12 protein-coding genes are annotated in these 16,389 nt (G+C 71.6%); 6 read left to right on the top strand and 6 right to left on the bottom strand.

Translation table 11 applies throughout. The features are described 5' to 3' along the window. Nucleotides 1–266 precede the first annotated feature (266 nt). Entirely contained in the window at nt 267–773 is a 507-nt protein-coding gene (locus ABT160_RS37650) for a nuclear transport factor 2 family protein (protein WP_351652760.1), read from the top strand. A gap of 101 nt (nt 774–874) precedes the next feature. Here the strand turns inward: ABT160_RS37650 and ABT160_RS37645 are convergent, their stop codons facing one another. From ABT160_RS37645 to ABT160_RS37635, 3 genes are all read right to left on the bottom strand, one after another. Beyond that, nucleotides 875–1,900, bottom strand: coding sequence for a sulfotransferase (locus ABT160_RS37645; protein WP_351652759.1), 1,026 nt, complete (start codon nt 1,898–1,900; stop codon nt 875–877). A gap of 78 nt (nt 1,901–1,978) precedes the next feature. Then, a complete protein-coding gene (locus ABT160_RS37640; RefSeq protein ID WP_351652757.1) occupies nt 1,979–3,034 on the bottom strand; it encodes an SDR family oxidoreductase in 1,056 nt (351 codons plus the stop codon). 365 nt (nt 3,035–3,399) lie between these two features. Then, complete coding sequence (locus tag ABT160_RS37635) at nt 3,400–3,957, bottom strand: TetR/AcrR family transcriptional regulator (protein ID WP_351652755.1); 558 nt, start codon at nt 3,955–3,957, stop codon at nt 3,400–3,402. A gap of 131 nt (nt 3,958–4,088) precedes the next feature. Between ABT160_RS37635 and ABT160_RS37630 the strand changes: the two genes are divergently transcribed. The 3 genes from ABT160_RS37630 (at nt 4,089) to ABT160_RS37620 (ending at nt 8,845) form a co-directional block, all read left to right on the top strand. Continuing rightward, complete coding sequence (locus ABT160_RS37630; protein ID WP_351652753.1) at nt 4,089–5,117, top strand: aldo/keto reductase; 1,029 nt, start codon at nt 4,089–4,091, stop codon at nt 5,115–5,117. Nucleotides 5,118–5,369: 252 nt separating this feature from the next. Further along, the gene (locus ABT160_RS37625) at nt 5,370–8,168 is read left to right on the top strand and encodes an InlB B-repeat-containing protein (protein WP_351652751.1); all 2,799 of its coding nucleotides are present in this window, start codon (nt 5,370–5,372) and stop codon (nt 8,166–8,168) included. A 194-nt stretch (nt 8,169–8,362) separates the two neighbouring features. Continuing rightward, entirely contained in the window at nt 8,363–8,845 is a 483-nt protein-coding gene (locus tag ABT160_RS37620; protein WP_351652749.1) for a PLP-dependent aminotransferase family protein, read from the top strand. A gap of 157 nt (nt 8,846–9,002) precedes the next feature. Here the strand turns inward: ABT160_RS37620 and ABT160_RS37615 are convergent, their stop codons facing one another. The 3 genes from ABT160_RS37615 to ABT160_RS37605 form a co-directional block, all read right to left on the bottom strand. After that, nucleotides 9,003–9,632, bottom strand: coding sequence for a hypothetical protein (locus tag ABT160_RS37615; RefSeq protein WP_351652747.1), 630 nt, complete (start codon nt 9,630–9,632; stop codon nt 9,003–9,005). A gap of 124 nt (nt 9,633–9,756) precedes the next feature. Continuing rightward, nucleotides 9,757–13,041: a LamG-like jellyroll fold domain-containing protein gene (locus ABT160_RS37610; RefSeq protein ID WP_351652745.1), complete on the bottom strand. Its 3,285-nt coding sequence runs from the start codon at nt 13,039–13,041 to the stop codon at nt 9,757–9,759. A 1,177-nt stretch (nt 13,042–14,218) separates the two neighbouring features. Beyond that, nucleotides 14,219–14,965, bottom strand: a complete 747-nt coding sequence (locus tag ABT160_RS37605; RefSeq protein ID WP_351652743.1) for an SDR family NAD(P)-dependent oxidoreductase — start codon at nt 14,963–14,965, stop codon at nt 14,219–14,221. 595 nt (nt 14,966–15,560) lie between these two features. Here ABT160_RS37605 and ABT160_RS37600 point away from each other — a divergent pair. Both ABT160_RS37600 and ABT160_RS37595 read left to right on the top strand, forming a co-directional pair. Further along, the gene (locus ABT160_RS37600) at nt 15,561–16,034 is read left to right on the top strand and encodes an RICIN domain-containing protein (protein ID WP_351652742.1); all 474 of its coding nucleotides are present in this window, start codon (nt 15,561–15,563) and stop codon (nt 16,032–16,034) included. Between the two features lie 164 nt (nt 16,035–16,198). Beyond that, on the top strand, nt 16,199–16,389 hold a 191-nt coding region (locus ABT160_RS37595; protein ID WP_351652740.1), incomplete at its 3' end, for a DUF6247 family protein.

Here is a 16,389-nt window from a genome sequence, read left to right as displayed (position 1 = left end):
TCCGTCTCAGTGTTTTTCCCCATGCCAAGTCGTCTGCGCCGAAGCCGCGATTCGACACGGGGCGCAGCAGCTCTCGGGCGTGAACGCGTTGAACGCAACCGCTGCACGCGCCTGTTCAACGCGTTCACGCCCGGATCAGGAACGTGCAGTATGAGGCCACGGAAAGCGGAAACCCTGAAGTCCTGCACCCGTACGGAACGGGCCGTACGAAACAACCCGTCGCAAGAACCTGCACGGAAGAACCTGCACGGAAGAAAAGGAGCCGCATGAATCAGCAGCCTGGAACCTGTGAGGACCGTCGACAGATCTTCGAACTGTTGGGGGACCTGTCAACCGTCGACAAGTTCTTCAGCGATTTCGTTTCCGACAGCGTGAAATGGACGATGGTCGGTCGACACCCGCTGGCCGGTCACTACCAGAACAAGCGTGAATTCCTCGACGGGACCCTCGAACAGGTCCGTGCCCGATCCGGGGGCCTCAGCTTCGACCTCAAGGCCATGTACGGGACCGCCGAACAGACCATCGTCATCATGCAGGGCGTCGCGTCCGCCAATGACGGCAACGCCTACGATCCGTTCTACGTGTGGCTCTGCCGCTTCGACGAGGACAAGATCGTCGAGGTGCAGGCCTACGTCGACACCCACGTCGTCACGGACCTCATCCACCGCGTGCCCTCGACCCGCGAGGAACCCTCACCGCTGACCGCCGCGCAACAGGCCGAGAGCCGTCGCACGGCGGTCCCGGATGCACTCGGGTCCATCCCCGTGCACTGACCCGGCCGACCTCCGTACCCGGAGGCGTACGGCGGCCCAGGCTCACTGGCGTGACGGTCGGGCGCGCACTGGGTACGCCTCCAGGCCGACGGGGCCGTCGGTCACTGTGCCGTCCGGGAGTTCTGGCGCTGCAAGGCGTGCTCTCCCGGGGCACAGGCGGCGAGGGTGTCGGGGTCGGTGACCGGGGGGCGTTGGGGCGGGACGACTGTGGCCGCAGCCTCTCGCAGCCATGCCGGGTGGGCCGTGGTCCCGGTGAAGTCGGCCAGGCGGCCGAGGTGGTGGGCGGGGTCGTCGAGGATGTCCTCGTAGGCGAGTGCCATCCGGCGTTCGGGCGGCAGTCGCAGGAATTCCTCCACGCCCTGGGTCATGAGGTGGGACCAGAGCCCGCCGAACGCCGCCAGGGGGATCGGTGTCCGCATCACGAGATCGCAGTCCACCTCGCCGGCCAAGTGGGCGAGATGGTCGGGAAGTTGCGCAGCGTGCTCCGGGCCGATGTCGAAGGGGGAGGCCAGCCCCAGCAGGTTCATCGCCTCGGTGCGCAGCAGCAGGATGCGGAAGGCGGCGTGGCGGCTCATGGACAGGGCGCAGTCGGGTCCGGAACGGCTCAGGTGGACGAAGCGGGCTTCCGGGAAGAGGACGCGCAGGGCCGGGAGGAAGGCGAGCGAGGCGCCGGAGCGTTCGACGACCACGGTGCGACCCAGCCGCTGCGCGAGGTCGGCGAAGAACGCGCGGTAGTGGTCGGCGACCGGACGGACGGGCCAGGTCGGGATCGCGTCCGCGAGGTCGTCGTAGAGGGCGTCGGGATCGGCCGTCAGGGCGGGCAGGGTCATGTGCGCGATGGCCGGTACACCGGTGCCGGGACGGAACCGGCCCTGTTCGTAGGGGTAGAGCATCTCCGGGGTGCGGAAGGCGGAGGCGGCGATCGCGTCGAACGGGCGGGCCGGGCCGCTCAGCAGCGCCCAGAACCGCTGCCCGTCGAGCGCGACGTCCTGGAACGCGGCGTCGCCCTTGGCCGCCAGCGACGTGAAGAACTCGTTCACGCTCAGGATGTCGGGATGGGAGTGCAGCGCGCGGGAGAGCATGGTCGAGCCGCAGCGCCCGGTTCCTACGACGAAGGTGATGCTCACACAGTCTCCTGGACGTCCGTGGTGCGAGGGAGGATCGGTGCCGGGGTGTGACGCGACATCGCGCGGGACGGACGCCTCCTACCCGACGGGCCGTACTGCCCACGTGGCGCGGGATTCCCGTAGGAGCCAGGCAAGGTCGTTGTCGAACAAGGAACGCGCGAGCGCGTGGTCGTCCCCCAGGCGTTCCGGCGACCGGTCCGCGTGGGTGAAGGAGGTGGGGAACGGCTCCGCTGCGAGGGCGAGGGTACTCACGTACAGCGTGGCCATCCCGCGCCGCATCCCGCGCGACAGCTGCTCCCATCCGGGGTAGTCGGACACCCGTACGGTGAAGGGGTCCAGCTGCTCCGGCTTCGGGACGGGCCGGCCTGCCCGGGCGAGGAACTGCCCGATGGCCTCCGACCACTGGCGCATCGTCAGCGCGGCGGGCCCGGCCGTCGCCCAGAACTCACGCGGCAGCGGGCGGCCGTCGACGGCGTCCAGGGCGAGGCGGTGGACGGTGCGGGCCACGTAGTCGCGGGGGACCATGTCGACGCGGTGGTCCGGATGTCCGAACATCGCCGCCGGGCCGCCGGCCAGCAGCGACACCATCCGGTGCACGTTCTGCGGCTGCGGCATCGAACCGTCGCCCGAATCCCCCATGACGATCGACGGACGCACGATCGACCACGGCTGCGCACAGGCCCGGACCCGCGCGTCGGCCTCCGCTTTCGAACGGTGGTACGCGGACGGCCTGGCATGGGTCAGCGAACCCACTTCCGCCTCACGGGAAGCCTGCCGGTACCGCTCGGCGAACGCCGTCGAAACGAAGACCAGAGGGCACCCGGCCGCCTCGGCCAGCGCCGTCATCTCGCCCGCACCGCCGACGTTGACCGCGTGCAACTCCTCCGGGGTCGCCGCGTAGTTGACGTTGCCCGCCATGTGTACGACCACATCGGCACGCTCCGCCAGCAGGGAGAAGGTCCGCGCGTCAAGGCCGAGCCGCGGCGCCCGCAGATCGACGGGCACCTGCTCACAGCCCGCGTCCAGGGTGCGGCGACCGATGAGGGCCACGACCTCGAACGACGAGGCCAGCAAGGGGGCCGCCGTGGCTCCGACCACCCCGGACAGGCCAGTGACCAGTGCGACCGGCTTCATGGAGATCAACCTCTCGGGTACCGGCGGCCCGACAACCCGCCCCACGGGACTCACTCGGCCCGATGACCAGGAGGGGGCGCGCCGTCACGACGGCCTTCCACGCCCCCGTACGCACTGCCGGCCCGCTGGTCCGACCGATCGCGATCACCCTAGCCAGCCCGACCACCACATGATCGGCGCGCGAGCCGGCTGCCCGCCGCCGTGCTCATGTCCGGAGCGCCGGGCCCGCCTGCCACCTGCGGCGCGAGTGCCACAAGACCGCACTGTCGCAAAGGGGTTCGGGACGTACGCCTGCCTGGCCTGGGTCCAGCGGCGTCAGCCTTTCTGGCCGCGAGCCGCAGGTGTCTACATGGGGCACGCGGCTGTCAGGTGGTGCGCAGGCCGTCGAACATGACGGTCAGCATCCGGTGGCAGGCGTCGGGGGTGTCGGCGGAGGCCATGGCGATGCCCGCCGCCAGGCGCAGTACGTCACCGGTTTCGATGTCCTGACGGAGGGTGCCGTTCGCTTGAGCCGCTGTGACGAGCCGGTCCGCGGCTTCGCTGAACCGCCTCTTGCTCTCCAGGAAGACCTCGGGTGCCGTGGTGAGGGCGGTGTGGAGCGTGGCGGCGAGGCCGGGCTGGTGCTGGGCGGGGACGAGGACGTCGCGGATCCAGCGTTCGAGGGCTTCTTGCGCGGGCAGGCGGTCGGCGAGTTCGACGGCCTGGTCGGTCAGGCGGCTGAGGTCGTCGCGGTAGACGGCCTCGATGAGCACTTCCCGGCTGGGGAAGCGGCGGTACAGGGTGCCCGCCCCGACGCCGGCGCGCTGTGCGATGACGTTCAGCGAGACGTCCGGGCCCAGCTCGGCGAAGGCCGCGCGTGCGGTGGCGAGGATGTGTTCGTGGTTGCGGCGCGCGTCCGCGCGCAGGGGTCGTTGGTCGCTCAACTGCGCACTTCCCATCCCTCGTGTCTATACGGAGGGCTTCTCCGCTTGACTTCGCATAATCGGAGAAGCCCTCCGTATAGTAGCGGCAAGGAAGCGGAGAGATTCTCCGTTTCTGGTGGATGGGAGTCCTCGTGCAGTACCGCAGCCTCGGCCGCTCCGGCATCAAGGTCAGCCCCTACGCACTCGGGGCGATGAACTTCGGCGCGCTGGCCAACAACGACCACGACGCCGTGACGCAGATGATCCACCGGGCCCTCGACGCCGGGATGAACCTGATCGACACCGCTGACGTGTACTCGCTCGGTGAGTCGGAGGAGATCGTCGGCAAGGCCATCGCCGGGCGGCGCGACGACGTGGTCCTGGCCACCAAGTTCTCCAACCCCATGGGCCAGGGCCCCAACCGGGGCGGCGGCTCCCGCCGCTGGATCACCACCGCCGTCGAGAACTCACTGCGCCGCCTGGGCACCGACCACATCGACCTGTACCAGTACCACTACCCGGACGACACCACCGACATGGAGGAGACCCTCGCCGCCCTCACCGACCTCGTACGGGCCGGCAAGGTGCGCGCCATCGGCACCTCCAAGCAGCCCGCCTCCGGCATCGTCGAGGCCCAGTGGACATCCGAGCGCAAGGGCCTCGAGCGGTTCCGCTGCGAACAGCCCCACTACTCGATCCTCAACCGCGAGATCGAGCGCGAACTCCTTCCCACCACGCAGCGGTACGGCATGGGCACCATCGTGTGGAGCCCGCTCGCCCAGGGCCTGCTGACCGGCCGGGTGCGCAAGGGACGGCCCTCGACGCTGAACCGCGGTGGGCAGTGGTTCGGCCACCTCGCCGACGAGCGCCGCATCGACGCGGTCGAACAGCTCGTCCCCATCGCCGAGCGGGCCGGCCTCTCGCTGACCCACATGGCCATGGCCTTCGCCGTCGCCCACCCCGGCGTCACCGCGGCCATCCTCGGCCCGCGCACCGTGGAACAGCTCGACGACCTCCTCGCCGGAGCCGAAGTGCACCTGAGCGACGACCTGCTGGACCAGATCGACACCGTCGTCCCGCCGGGCACCGGAGTGGGCCGACTCGACATGGGCTACACCCCCAGCGCCCTCGCCGACGCGCACCTGCGCCGCCGCCCGCCCGGCCGGCGCGCAGCCGCGTGACCCCCTGAGTCCAGGGCGCCGAGGCTTCTCGGCGGACCGAGCGTTCCGTGCGTGTCCTCCGAGCGAGACCGCCGCCCGGGACTGGCGCACGGACCCCGTCAGGGATGACGACTATGGGCCCGATGGGACGGTAGCGCCATCCTGACAGGGCAGATGAGCGATTTGTCACGTACGCCCGTGTTGTGCGGCTGGGCAGAGAGAGCGCGGGGTTCTTCTGGGCGGGTCGAACCGGGATCTGTTGAGAGGAACAGGGTGAACAGAAGACTGTGGCCGGGCTGCGCGCTGGTCGTGGCGTGCGCGGTGGTGCTGGGTGCGGGGGAGTCGTCCCTCGCCGCGCCCGCTCCCCGCACGGTGCAGGAGGGCGCGCGGGGCGTGGTGGCCGGACAGCCGTGGGTGCTGCGGGAAGCGACACTCATCACGCGTCCGGGCGACGTGGCGGCGGTGTGCGACCAGCGGGCGACGGGGGTGTTCACCGTCGAGCTGCCGTTGTTCGAGGACGTTCAGTTCGCCTTCGACGCCGAGAGCGTCTCGTACCGGCCGGGGGACCAGATCCTGATCGACGGCCACCTGGCCGACCAGCCGGACGCACCGGCGTATCTGACGGTGAGCGGGGCGTGTTCGGGCGGTCCGCTGCTGGTGTCGGGCAGCATCCAGCAGAGAGCTCTGCTGTACGAGATCACCCCCAGCGGCGACGGGGTGAGCACGGTGCGGGAGATCGACGTACGGGCGCTGCCCGTCAAGGCCAGCGACGGCCCCTCCGACCCCCGGCCCTACACCGGCACCCGCGCGCGCCGCGCGCGTTCCGCGCCGGCCACGGGCCCTGCGGTGATCGACGTGGCGGTCGGCTACACCGACAAGGCCGCTGCCAAGCTCGGCGGGCTGCAGGGCCTGAAGAACCAGACGGCCCTGGCCGAGCAGCGGATGAACGACTCCCTGCAGGCCGCCGGGGTCGACGGCCAGGTGAGGTTCGGCTGGTTCTTCAAGGCCGATTACACCGGCAGCGAGGACTCCGAAGAAGTCCTCAACGCGGTCCTGGACGACAAGACACCCCTCGGTGCCCAGGCCCGCAAGGCCCGGGAGACCCACCACACCGACTTGGTCTCGGTCATCTCCGACGTGCCCAAGACCGTGGGCCAGGAGTACACCGCCGGCATCGCCAACACCCCCACCCGCCCGACCCTGAAACCCACGAGGGAGGCGGACGGCGGCCTGTACGAGGCCTCCGCCGAGTACGCGTACTTCTCCGCCGTCGACGCCGTCGACCTGCCCAACAGCACCATGGCCCACGAGCTCGGCCACAACCTCTCGCTGTGGCACGACGACCTCACCCTCGAACGCGGCAACCCCGCGTGGAAGAAGAACCCGCACTACCCCTACAACCGGGGCTGGGTCGTGCCCTCCCAGAAGCACCACTCGATCATGGCCTACGGATCGGCCTGCTCCCCGGCCTACTCCTGCGCCACCACCCAGCTCTACTCCAGCCCCACGGCCGCTGCGGAGTCGGGCGAGACGCTGGGCAACGCCGAGCACGACAACGCCCGCGTTCTGCGCCAGACCTTCCCCGTCGTGGCCCAGTACCGCACCCCGCCCACCCCGACCGTCATCACCCACGCCCTGACCCTGACGGGCAGCCCGGCCCAGGGCGGCACCGTCGAGGCGGGGGAGCCGGGCCCGTACGAGGCGGGCAGCAAGGTCACCGTGACCGCCACGCCCAAGCCGGGGTACGCCTTCACCGGCTGGAAGCTCGACGGCAAGGACGCCGGGGCGGTCAACCCGCGCGCCGTACTGATGGACGCCCCGCACGCCCTGAGCGCGACGTTCACCAAGACCACCGCCGCGCCGGTCACCTACCCGGTCACGACCACGACGGTGCCGCCCTCCGGCGGCACCGTCACCCTGACCCCCGCCCCCGGCCGCGGCTACACCCAGGGCGCCAGGGTCACCGCGCACGCGAAACCCGCGCCCGGCTACCGGTTCGTCGAGTTCGACCTCGACGGCCGCCAGGCCGGCACCGACCCCGAACTGGACTTCACCGTCTCCGGCCCGCACCAGGTGAGCGCACGCTTCGCCAAGGCCGACCGCCGGCTGAACCTCACCGTCGCCGGTGGCCCCAAGACCGGCACCGTCCAGGCCGCCGACCCCGGCCCCTACGCCGACGGCGCCTCCACCGTCATCGACGCCCGGCCCGCACCCGGCTACCGCCTCGCCTCCTGGACCATCGACGGCCAGGACTCCCCGCCCCAGGACCCGCTGCGCCTGACCATGGACCGCGACCACACCGTCACGGCCCACTTCACCGCCGCCTCCTACACCCTCACCACCCGCACCACCGGCCCCACCGGATCCGGCCGCATCACCCCGGCTCCCGGCCGCCTGCCCGCGGGCAGGACCCTGATCCTCAAGGCCCTCCCGGCCAAGGGCTTCCGGTTCACCGGCTGGCAGGTGGACGGCATCAACAAGGGCCGCACCAGCCCGCTGCCCCTGACCATGGACGCCGACCACACCGTCACCGCCGCCTTCGACTGCGCCGTCGCCCCCGGCCCGCACGCCGCCACCGCCCGCACCCGGGACGCACTCCTTGGCTGCGCCACCGCGTCGGAGACGACGGCCAAGGCGGGCGGGCGCTCCCAGGCCTTCGCCGGTGGCGCCGTGTACTGGTCGCCGAAGTCGGGCCAGCACGTACTGCGCGGCGGGATCCTCGCCAAGTGGAAGCAGCTCGGCGCCGAAGCAGGCAAGCTCGGCTACCCCACCACTGACGCGACCCCGGTGACCACCAGGACCGGGACGAAGGGGTCCTGCCAGCGCTTCACCGGCGGAGCGATCTGCACCTCGCCCGGGACCGGAACCCACGCCGTCCTGCCGCCGGTCCTTGCAGCGTGGGACCGGCTCGGCGGTGCCACCGGTCGCCTGGGGTTGCCCACCGGCGACATGACGAGCCTCACGCAGGTCCGCGGCGGGGACGGCCCCGTGAAGGGCTCCGTGCAGGACTTCGAGGGCGGCAGCCTCGTCTACGACGCCGGGACCAGGAAGACCACCGTCCAGGGCTCCTGATCCCACCGGGTGTCCGGACCGGCCCCCGGTGTCCGGACCGGCCCTCTGTGCCCGGACCGGCCGAGCCCGCCCCGGGTTTCGCGCGGTGGGCGCGGCCGGTCCCGGGGGCTCCGGGCAGGTTGTTCTCCGCGGCCCGCCGGTTCCCCGGCGAGGCGTTCCGGGAGCAGCAGGCTGACCGGGTATCCGTACAGCGAGTGACCGCCGACGCCATCGTCTGCTTCGACCCCGCGCTCGCCGACGAACTCGCCTTCCGTACCAAGCGCGCCGGCCAGCTCACCTCCCAGATGCGCTTCCAGACGGCCCAGCTCGACGCCCACCTTGCCGACGGCCTGTGGCTGGACGACGCCCGCCGGGCCAACGCCATGACCACCCGCCTCGGCGACGGCCTCAAGGCCCTCCCGGACAGCTGCCCCTTGGCCGTCCCGCAAGCCACCATCCTCTTCCGCCGCCTGCCAGACCGGTCGTCGAAGGGCTCCTCGTTGAGGGACACGCCTTCTACCACGACCGCTGAGAGCCTGGCGTCGTCCGCTTCGTCACCGCCTTCCCCCACACCGCGGAGGACATCGACCCACTCTTTACCGCACTCCACCGCCACACCGTCTGAACCCCACGGGCGCGCGGTCGGAGCGGGTGCGCCCAGGGTGGCGTTGAGGACCAGGCAGAGACGCCGTGGATGAGGGGCGACCCCGAGATCACCCTGATCCCGACCCCGGGATCACACGAACAGGGTTCTGCCCTGGCACGGTTGTCCCGGGTGGGATGCCTCCGGGCGGGTACCGTGGGACAGCTGCCCCGGGGCGGTTGCCTCCGGGCGGCTGCCGGGGGCCGGTTGCCTCAGGACGGTTGTCCCGGGCCGATGATCCCGAGCCCGGCCTGCGCGGCGAGCCAGTGCGCGTACGGTTCCCTCGTCTGCTCTCCGTCGATGACCGTGCTGCGCAGGTGGAGCAGGACCCTGTCGCCGTCGTCCGGCACGTCGAGCTCGCGACTGCCGGTGTTGAGCAGAAGCATCACCTCGGCGTGCTTCTCATCGCCGTCGAAGCCCAGCTCGATGGCCTCCGGCCAGGCCAGCGAATGCCAGTGGACCATGCCCGTATTCGTACCGATGGTCCGCACGAACGCCTCCTCGACACTGCCCACGGCCAGGTCGTCCAGATCGAACCTGACCGGCAGCTGCCCCTCGTACGCACCAGGCTCCACCGGCAGGTCGGACCCGAGTGCGCCGTCAGCCCATCCGGCCGGCCGGCTGCTCCGTCCTGAACGGGAACCCGTGCGCCGCTGACCCCGAAACCAGCCCTCCGGCCACCTCGCGGCCACCCGCCGGGCCTCGGCGACGGTACCGAACTCGCCGTACACGGATACCTCGGAGCACTCGCGGCGCCCGTACTCCACCAGGCGGCGCGCGGTGCTCAGGGCGAGGGCGCGGTCGGACGTACGGAAGACGGGATAAGCGATGTCGACGGACATGCCATGACTGTCCCACGACTCCCGGCAGGGACAGCGGGCCGGTAGCACGGAGAGCGGGCGCGGGGTGAGACTCCCCGCGCCCGCTCCCTGGTGCCGCGTTCTCCGAGCCGACTCGGCGTCGGCCCTACATGCGCGCGTATCCCTGCGGCGTGATCGTCTCGAACGGGAGCTGCACCGTCGTGGCCGTCCCCGTCGGGGCGTTCGTCAGGCGCAGCGCGTCCACCTCCTGGTCGGTCAGGGCGCGGCGGACCAGGCGGAACTCGTCAAGCGCGCCCTTGAAGCGGTCCGCGCCGTCGGGGCGGGCGCCCAGGGTGAAGCCGGAGACCGCGAAGGCGTCCCCGTAGGTCAGCGATCCCGGCAGGGTCGCCGTTTCCTCAGGAGCCTTGCCGTCCACGGTCAGCGAGAGGCTGTTGGCCGTGCGGCGCAGTGTGACGTGGTGCCAGGCGCCGTCGCCGAAGCCCGCCGCCGCACTGGCGTCGGTCGCGTCGACCATGGCCGTCGCGGTGTCCGTCTGGACCAGCGCGACCAGGCGGTCCTGGCCCGGCTGGGCGCGCAGCCACAGCTGGCGCTCGCCGGCGCCCACCCCGTAGGCCCAGGCCAGGACCTGGTTCGGGCTGGAGGCGGTGGCGGTGTACTTCACCCAGGTGGAGAGGGTGAAGTCACCGGAACCCAGGGCCTGTTGCGACCCGTACGGGAGTTCCACCCCGTCGTCCGTGCCGTCGAAGGCGAGGCCTTGGTCGAAGACGCCGGTGGTAAGGGCCGGGTTGCCGCGCACGTAGCCATGGCCGCAGTGGAGCGAGGACGACGGGGTCGCCGGGCCGGCGGCCGGGCGGGCCACCGTGTGGACCTCGGTGTTGCCCGACTCCATCGACCACCACAGGGCCGGCCGGTCGGACGGGTAGCCGCCGCCGGAGCCCGGCGCGGACGCGGCGACCTTCGCCGTCTCCGCCTGCGTGAGCGCCCGCTTGTACAGGCGCACGTCGTCGAGGCGGCCGGTGAGGACGTCGGTGCCGCCCGGCTTGGAGCCGACGCGCAGACCGTCCGGGCTGGTCGCGGTGAGCGAGCCGGTCAGCCCGGCCGCCTCGGCCGGTGCCTTGCCGTCCACGGCCACCTGGAGCCGGTCGTTGGAGCGGCTCAGCGTCAGCAGGTGCCAGTTGCCGTCGCCGTACGCGACCGAGGAGCCTGGGTCGGGTAGGGCGACCTGCACGTTGCCCGCGGGGGTCTCGGCGAAGGCGAAGAGCCGGTCTCGGCCCGGCTGGGCGCGGACCCACAGGGAGGGCTGCCCGGTCGTGGAGCCGTAGGCCCAGAGGAGGGCGGCGTCCGGGGTGGAGGTGCTCGCGTTGTAGGAGAACCAGAGGGTGTACGTGAAGTCCTTCGCGCCCACGTCGAGCGCGGGCAGGTAGGGCACCTCGATGCCGGGCCGGTCGGCCGACACTTCCACCGCGCCCTTGTCGATCCGGCCCGGGACCTCCTTGGGCGTGCTGCCGAGCAGGGTGCCGTCCGCACAGTTCCCGGAGACGTCGTCCTCGATCTGTACCGAGGCCATCGTCGGCGCGTCGGCCGTGTCGACCACCTGGAAGGGCAGCCGGACGGCGGCCGGGACCGGTTCGCCGTTGCCGCGCACCGACTGGAGCTGCGGGTCCGTGAGCGCGCTCTTGTAGACGCGGAACTCGTCGAGGGCGCCGGTGAAGGCGTCGCTCGCGCCACTGTCCGGCTTGGCGCCCAGGCGGATGCCCTCGACGCCGTCCGCGCGCGGTGCGGCCAGCGCGCCCGTCACTCCGGTCGCGGTGGCCGGGGCGCCGCCGTCCACGGAGAGGCGGATTTCCTTGCCATCGCGGGTCAGGGCCAGGTGGTGCCAGTTGCCGTCGCCGTATGCGACCGACGCACCGGGGTCGGGCAGCGCGACGCTGGCGGTGCCGTTCGTGCCCTGCACCCAGGCGAACAGGCGGTCCTGGCCCGGCTGTACGCGCACCCACACCTGCGGTTTGTCCGCGCCCTGGCCGTAGGCCCAGAGCAGTGCCTGCTGCGGCGAGGCGGCGGTGGCCGAGTAGCGGAAGTACAGCGCGTACGTGACGTTCTTGTCACCCGGGTCGAGGGCCGGGGCGTAGGGCAGGTTCGCGTGGTCCGGGGTGGTGTCGGAGGCGTCGAGCTCAAGGCCCTGGCCGTAGCGGCCGGAGCCGAGCGAACCACCCGTCAGATACGCGTCGTTGGCGTCCGGCGCCACGTCGGGAGTGGTGCGACCCGCCGGGGTCGAGGGCTGCGGGAAGAAGGCCGGGCCGGGGGACGTGCCCGATATGCCGACCGACGCGGGGGTGAAGCGGTTGAAGTGGATCTGGGCGGCGGAGAAGCCCGCGCCACCTTCGTAGACCATGCCGATCTGGCCTTCGGTGAGTTCGGCGAGGTCGGAGTAGCCCGCGCGCTGGGCGTTGATCTTTCCGCCGGAGGCGTCCTTCCAGTTCTTGCCCCCGTCGGTGGACCAGCGCAGCCGCATCTCCTGGCGGTCGGTGGGGTGCCCCGGCGCGGCGAACACGAGGATGTCGCCCGGGGTCTCGTTGTAGGTCTTCTCCAGGGCCAGGAGCGAGCCCTGCACCTGCGGCGTGGTGAGCCCGGCTCTGCTCTGGACCGGGAAGGAGGTGCCCCCGTCGGCCGAGACGGCGTGGGTGCGGTGGTCGGGGTCGGTGTTGTTGCGGGCGTTGAGGTACAGGGTGCCGTCGGCGAGCTCGGCGACGGAGGGTTCGCCGGGGCTCAGCGTCTCTGCCTGGTCCTGGGTCACGGGCTTGCTGGCCGACCACTTCTCGCCGTGGTCGTCGCTGTAGAGCACGCCGACCGGCTGCTTGGCGTAAGAGCTCTCGTACGCGCCGACGACCAGGCGGCCGGGGTGCTGCTTGTTGCGCTTGAGCTGGATGCCGTGAGTGGGCCCGGTGCCGAACCAGCCCTTGTCCTGGCCGCTGAGGCGAGTCACGGGCTTGGGGGTGCCGAAGGTGAGCCCGTCGTCGGTGGAGCGCTGCACCCAGGCCAGGCGCTTGCCCCCGGGGACGGCGAGTTCGGAGGTGGACAGCAGGAACACGTCGCCGGTGGTGAGGTCGGCGACGGGGGAGGCGTTGCCCCGGGTGGCGGTGGCGTGCGGGTCGCTCTCACCGCCGGAGAGGACCACGCGTACGGGGCCCCAGGTGCGGCCGTCGTTGGTGGAGCGGCGCACCACCGTGTCGATCGGGCCGCGGTCGGCGCAGGACGGGGAGACGCGGGCCTCGGCGAACGCCAGGAGCGCGCCGGTCTTGGTGCGCACCAGGGTGGGGATGCGGAAGCACCCGTAACCACCGGTGCCGGAGCGGAAGAGGACCTGCTCGGTACCGGTGAGCGCGTCGCTGGAGGGGGCGACCCCACTGGCAGCGGCAGGCGGCGCGCTCACGGCGCCCGCGGCGAGCAGGGTGAGGACCCCGGCGAACGCCCCGATGAGAACGTCCCATCGTCTGGATATGCGCCCGTGCGTGCGCGTGGATGTGCGTGTACGTGTATGTGACAAGGGACGTGCGTGCCTTTCGGAGACGAGGAACCCGGGCGGCCCGGTGGAGGCGGTTCAGTGCGGAGACGCCGAACCGCCGCCCGACGCGTGGCCGGACGGCGGATCGCAGCTGGAGAGGGAAACCCCCGGAGCCTACGACAGGCCGCGGACCGTGGAGTGGCCGGGGCGGCGGCGGAAACGGCGGTGGGGAGAGCCGTCGGTGTGGGGCGTCGTCGTGCCGAGATCCTGGCGTGAATGTGGCCGGTCCCCTCCGTCCACCTCGCGAACGGGGCGAGTGGCACGATGGCTGGCCGACCGAACCTCCCACCGTGGTGGGACATGTGGGTGAGCGTCCCACCCGGGCGGCCGATGCCCCGGTAACGGTGGACGGCGAAGCGGACAGCGACTCCCCGTCCTACCGGGAGCCGGCCGTCACCACCTCGGGGCGTCAGCTGGTTTTCCGGAAGGAGGAGTTGCCCGCCCCCGAGGCTGTTCGCCATGACCCGGTCCCTGAGCCGAAGGCCGTGCCCACGCGCTCTGGCTGGTCCCCGTGAGGCCGGCTGGCGTCGCAGCCGGGCGGTCGGCAGCCTCCGGCTGCCGGGGCACCGCTACACGGTCTCAGCCTTCGAATTTCAGGGGCCGCCCGTCACCTCGCGTCGACGGGTTCGACGGCGCCGCCCGGATCGAGTCGTCCTGGGCGGGCCTTCCCGGCCGCCGCGTGCTCCTCCCCGACGCGCACCACTGGGCGTTCACCGACTACGGCTCGCTCGTCCCCCGACTCCAGACTGCCGGTCTCGTGACAGCGACGGCGCGAGCCACGCTCGTCGGCACCGGCGACCCTGCGATGACACTCGCTGAGGTACGGCGCCGGGTGGGCACCTTCTTCGCCCGTCACCTGTCGTAACGGGACGACGAGACGGCAGAGAGCCGCCCGCGAGGCCGCCGGGCCGAGGTGCGCCGAGCCACGGGGCCCCTGTGTCCGGCGCCCCCGTACACGTGTACGCGAAGCGCCCCGAATCCGAGGCACCCCCTGACCCGGGTGCGGTTCAGGGGGTGCGGGCGCCGGGTTGGTGCGGGTGCCGGCTCAGCCCAGCAAGTGGCCGCCGCCGTCGACGAGCAGCACCTCGCCGGTCATGTACGCGGCGGTGGTGAGGTCCACCACGGCCCGCGCCACGTCATCGGCGGTGCCGACCCTGCGCAGGGGCACGACCCCGGCGACGTGGCTCTTGGCGCCCTCCGCCGCGACCGGGTCCAGGCCGTCGTACCAAGGGGTGTCGATCAGGCCCGGGGCCACGGCGTTCACCCGCACCTCGGGGCCGAGGGTCTTGGCGAGCAGCCGGGTCATGTGGTTGACGGCCGCCTTGGAGACGGCGTACGGGATGGAACTGCCGCCCGGCCGGACCCCCGCCTGCGAGGACACGTTGACCACGCACCCCGAACCGCTCGCCTTGAGGTGGGGGACGGCGGCTGTGATGGTGTGCCAGACGCCCATCACGTTGACGTCGAACAGGTCGCGCCACACGTCGGGGGAGGCCGCCGCCAGGTCGTCGTGCGGGATGAAGCGGGTCGTCCCGGCGTTGTTGACCAGGATGTCAAGCCGCCCGAACTCCTCGATCGTCCTCTCTACCAGGCGGGTTGCCTGTGTCTCGTCTGACACGTCCGCCTGGACGTACACGGCGCCGGGCAGCTCGGCGGCCAGCGCACGGCCCGCGTCCACGGACCGCGCCGAGTTCACGACGACCCGCACCCCGTCGGCGGCCAGCAGCCGGGCCACGGCCGCGCCGATGCCGGAGGAGGAGCCGGTGACCAGTGCCACGCGTGCTTCGCTCATACTCGTACTTCCTTCCGTTCCCCTGCCGCGCCGCGAAGGATCATGACAGACAACGTTCCCACCCGGTCACGTGGGTGGCCCGGTCGCGGCACTCCGGGGAAATGGATGGGGTCCGTGGGAGAACCCTGCGTGTCCTTCCCGACCACGTGCTCCCATACGTTCGACGAGACCCACCGGCACTACGTGGGCACCGGGTACAGGCTCTCCACCACGGGCACCGGCGACGAAGCAGGCCATCTCACCCCGTATCCAGGTCAATAGGTTTCCTCCTGGTGGTTGCCCCGCCCCGCCCCGCCCTGCACTCGCGCTCGCCAACCGTCTGGAGGGCGCACGGGAGCGCCACTACGGCCAGTAGAAACCGCGACGCCGCTGCCCACCCCGCAGATACGTGTGCCCCTGTCAGCGCCCGACCGGGCAGGATCGTCATCGACATGCCCGTCACTGCGTGCCCGTACCTGAGGGCCGGACCCGCTGCGGCTCGTCGCGGCAGGCTGACCCGCATTCGCCTGCCCAGCTTGCCCATTCTTCAGGTTGAGGCCGTGGCATTCGGGGACCCTGTCGAGGTACCACTGAAAACCACGGGAGGAGATCCCCAGTGCACCGTCCCACCCGGAAGGCCCTCGCCGCCCTGATCGCCGCAGCCGGCCTCGCCCTTCCCCTCCTCACCTCCACACCCGCTTCGGCTGCCACCGCCACCAGCCGCTTCGCGAACTACCGTTACGGTGAATGCCTGCGCGAGAACTCCGAAACCGGCCTCAAGAGCGACCGCTGCACCACCGGACGCGGCAGCCTCCTGTGGCAGTGGAACGGCACCCTCAACACCAGCACCACGCTCAAGAACAACTTCTGGGGACGCTGCCTCGACAGCAACGTCCAGGGAGACGTCTATCCCCTGAGCTGTAACGGCGGCTCGTACCAGAAGTGGCGCACCGTCCAGCCTGCCGCCGGCAGCGCCGTCATGCTCCAGAGCGTGGGCACGAGCCGATGCCTCTACCAGCAGGACGACGGCTACTACCGTACGGCCGCCTGCGACCGGAACGCCCAGAACCAGCGCTTCACCATCGGCTGAGCGACCGGACGACCTTACGGTGTTCAACCAGCACGTAGCCCCGGCCTGGGCCGGGCCGGGGCCGATCCGCCGCCTACGCGGACTGGCCGGCCCGGGAAGCCGGATGCCGCCCCAGACCACGCGTACACGCGTACCGTGAAGAGACGACCCTCCGGGAGGCCCAGATGAGCGCGCAGCCTGACCACGTACCCGTCGCCGCCCACGCCCCCGCCCCCGGGGCGCCGGCCGAACTCCTTGCCCAGCTGCGCGCCGACAAGCGTGCGGCGACGTGGGTGCCGGCCTTCGAGCGGGACTACGCGGCCGCCCTCGAGGATTCCCGCCAGACGTTTTCCCTGGCCGGGCTCTACGAGGTCGT

This window comes from Streptomyces sp. NPDC001941 (assembly GCF_040296945.1).
In the GTDB taxonomy this organism is placed as follows: Bacteria; Actinomycetota; Actinomycetes; order Streptomycetales; family Streptomycetaceae; genus Streptomyces.
The sequence above is the reverse complement of the archived record's forward strand: the minus strand, read 5'-3'. Positions and strand labels throughout refer to the sequence as shown.

Excerpts from the sequence above, each read along its gene's own strand:
- ABT160_RS37650 (WP_351652760.1), top strand. The coding sequence starts at position 267 with ATGAATCAGCAGCCTGGAACCTGTGAGGACCGTCGACAGATCTTCGAA.
- ABT160_RS37640 (WP_351652757.1), bottom strand. The coding sequence starts at position 3,034 with ATGAAGCCGGTCGCACTGGTCACTGGCCTGTCCGGGGTGGTCGGAGCC.
- ABT160_RS37615 (WP_351652747.1), bottom strand. The coding sequence starts at position 9,632 with ATGTCCGTCGACATCGCTTATCCCGTCTTCCGTACGTCCGACCGCGCC.
- ABT160_RS37605 (WP_351652743.1), bottom strand. The coding sequence starts at position 14,965 with ATGAGCGAAGCACGCGTGGCACTGGTCACCGGCTCCTCCTCCGGCATC.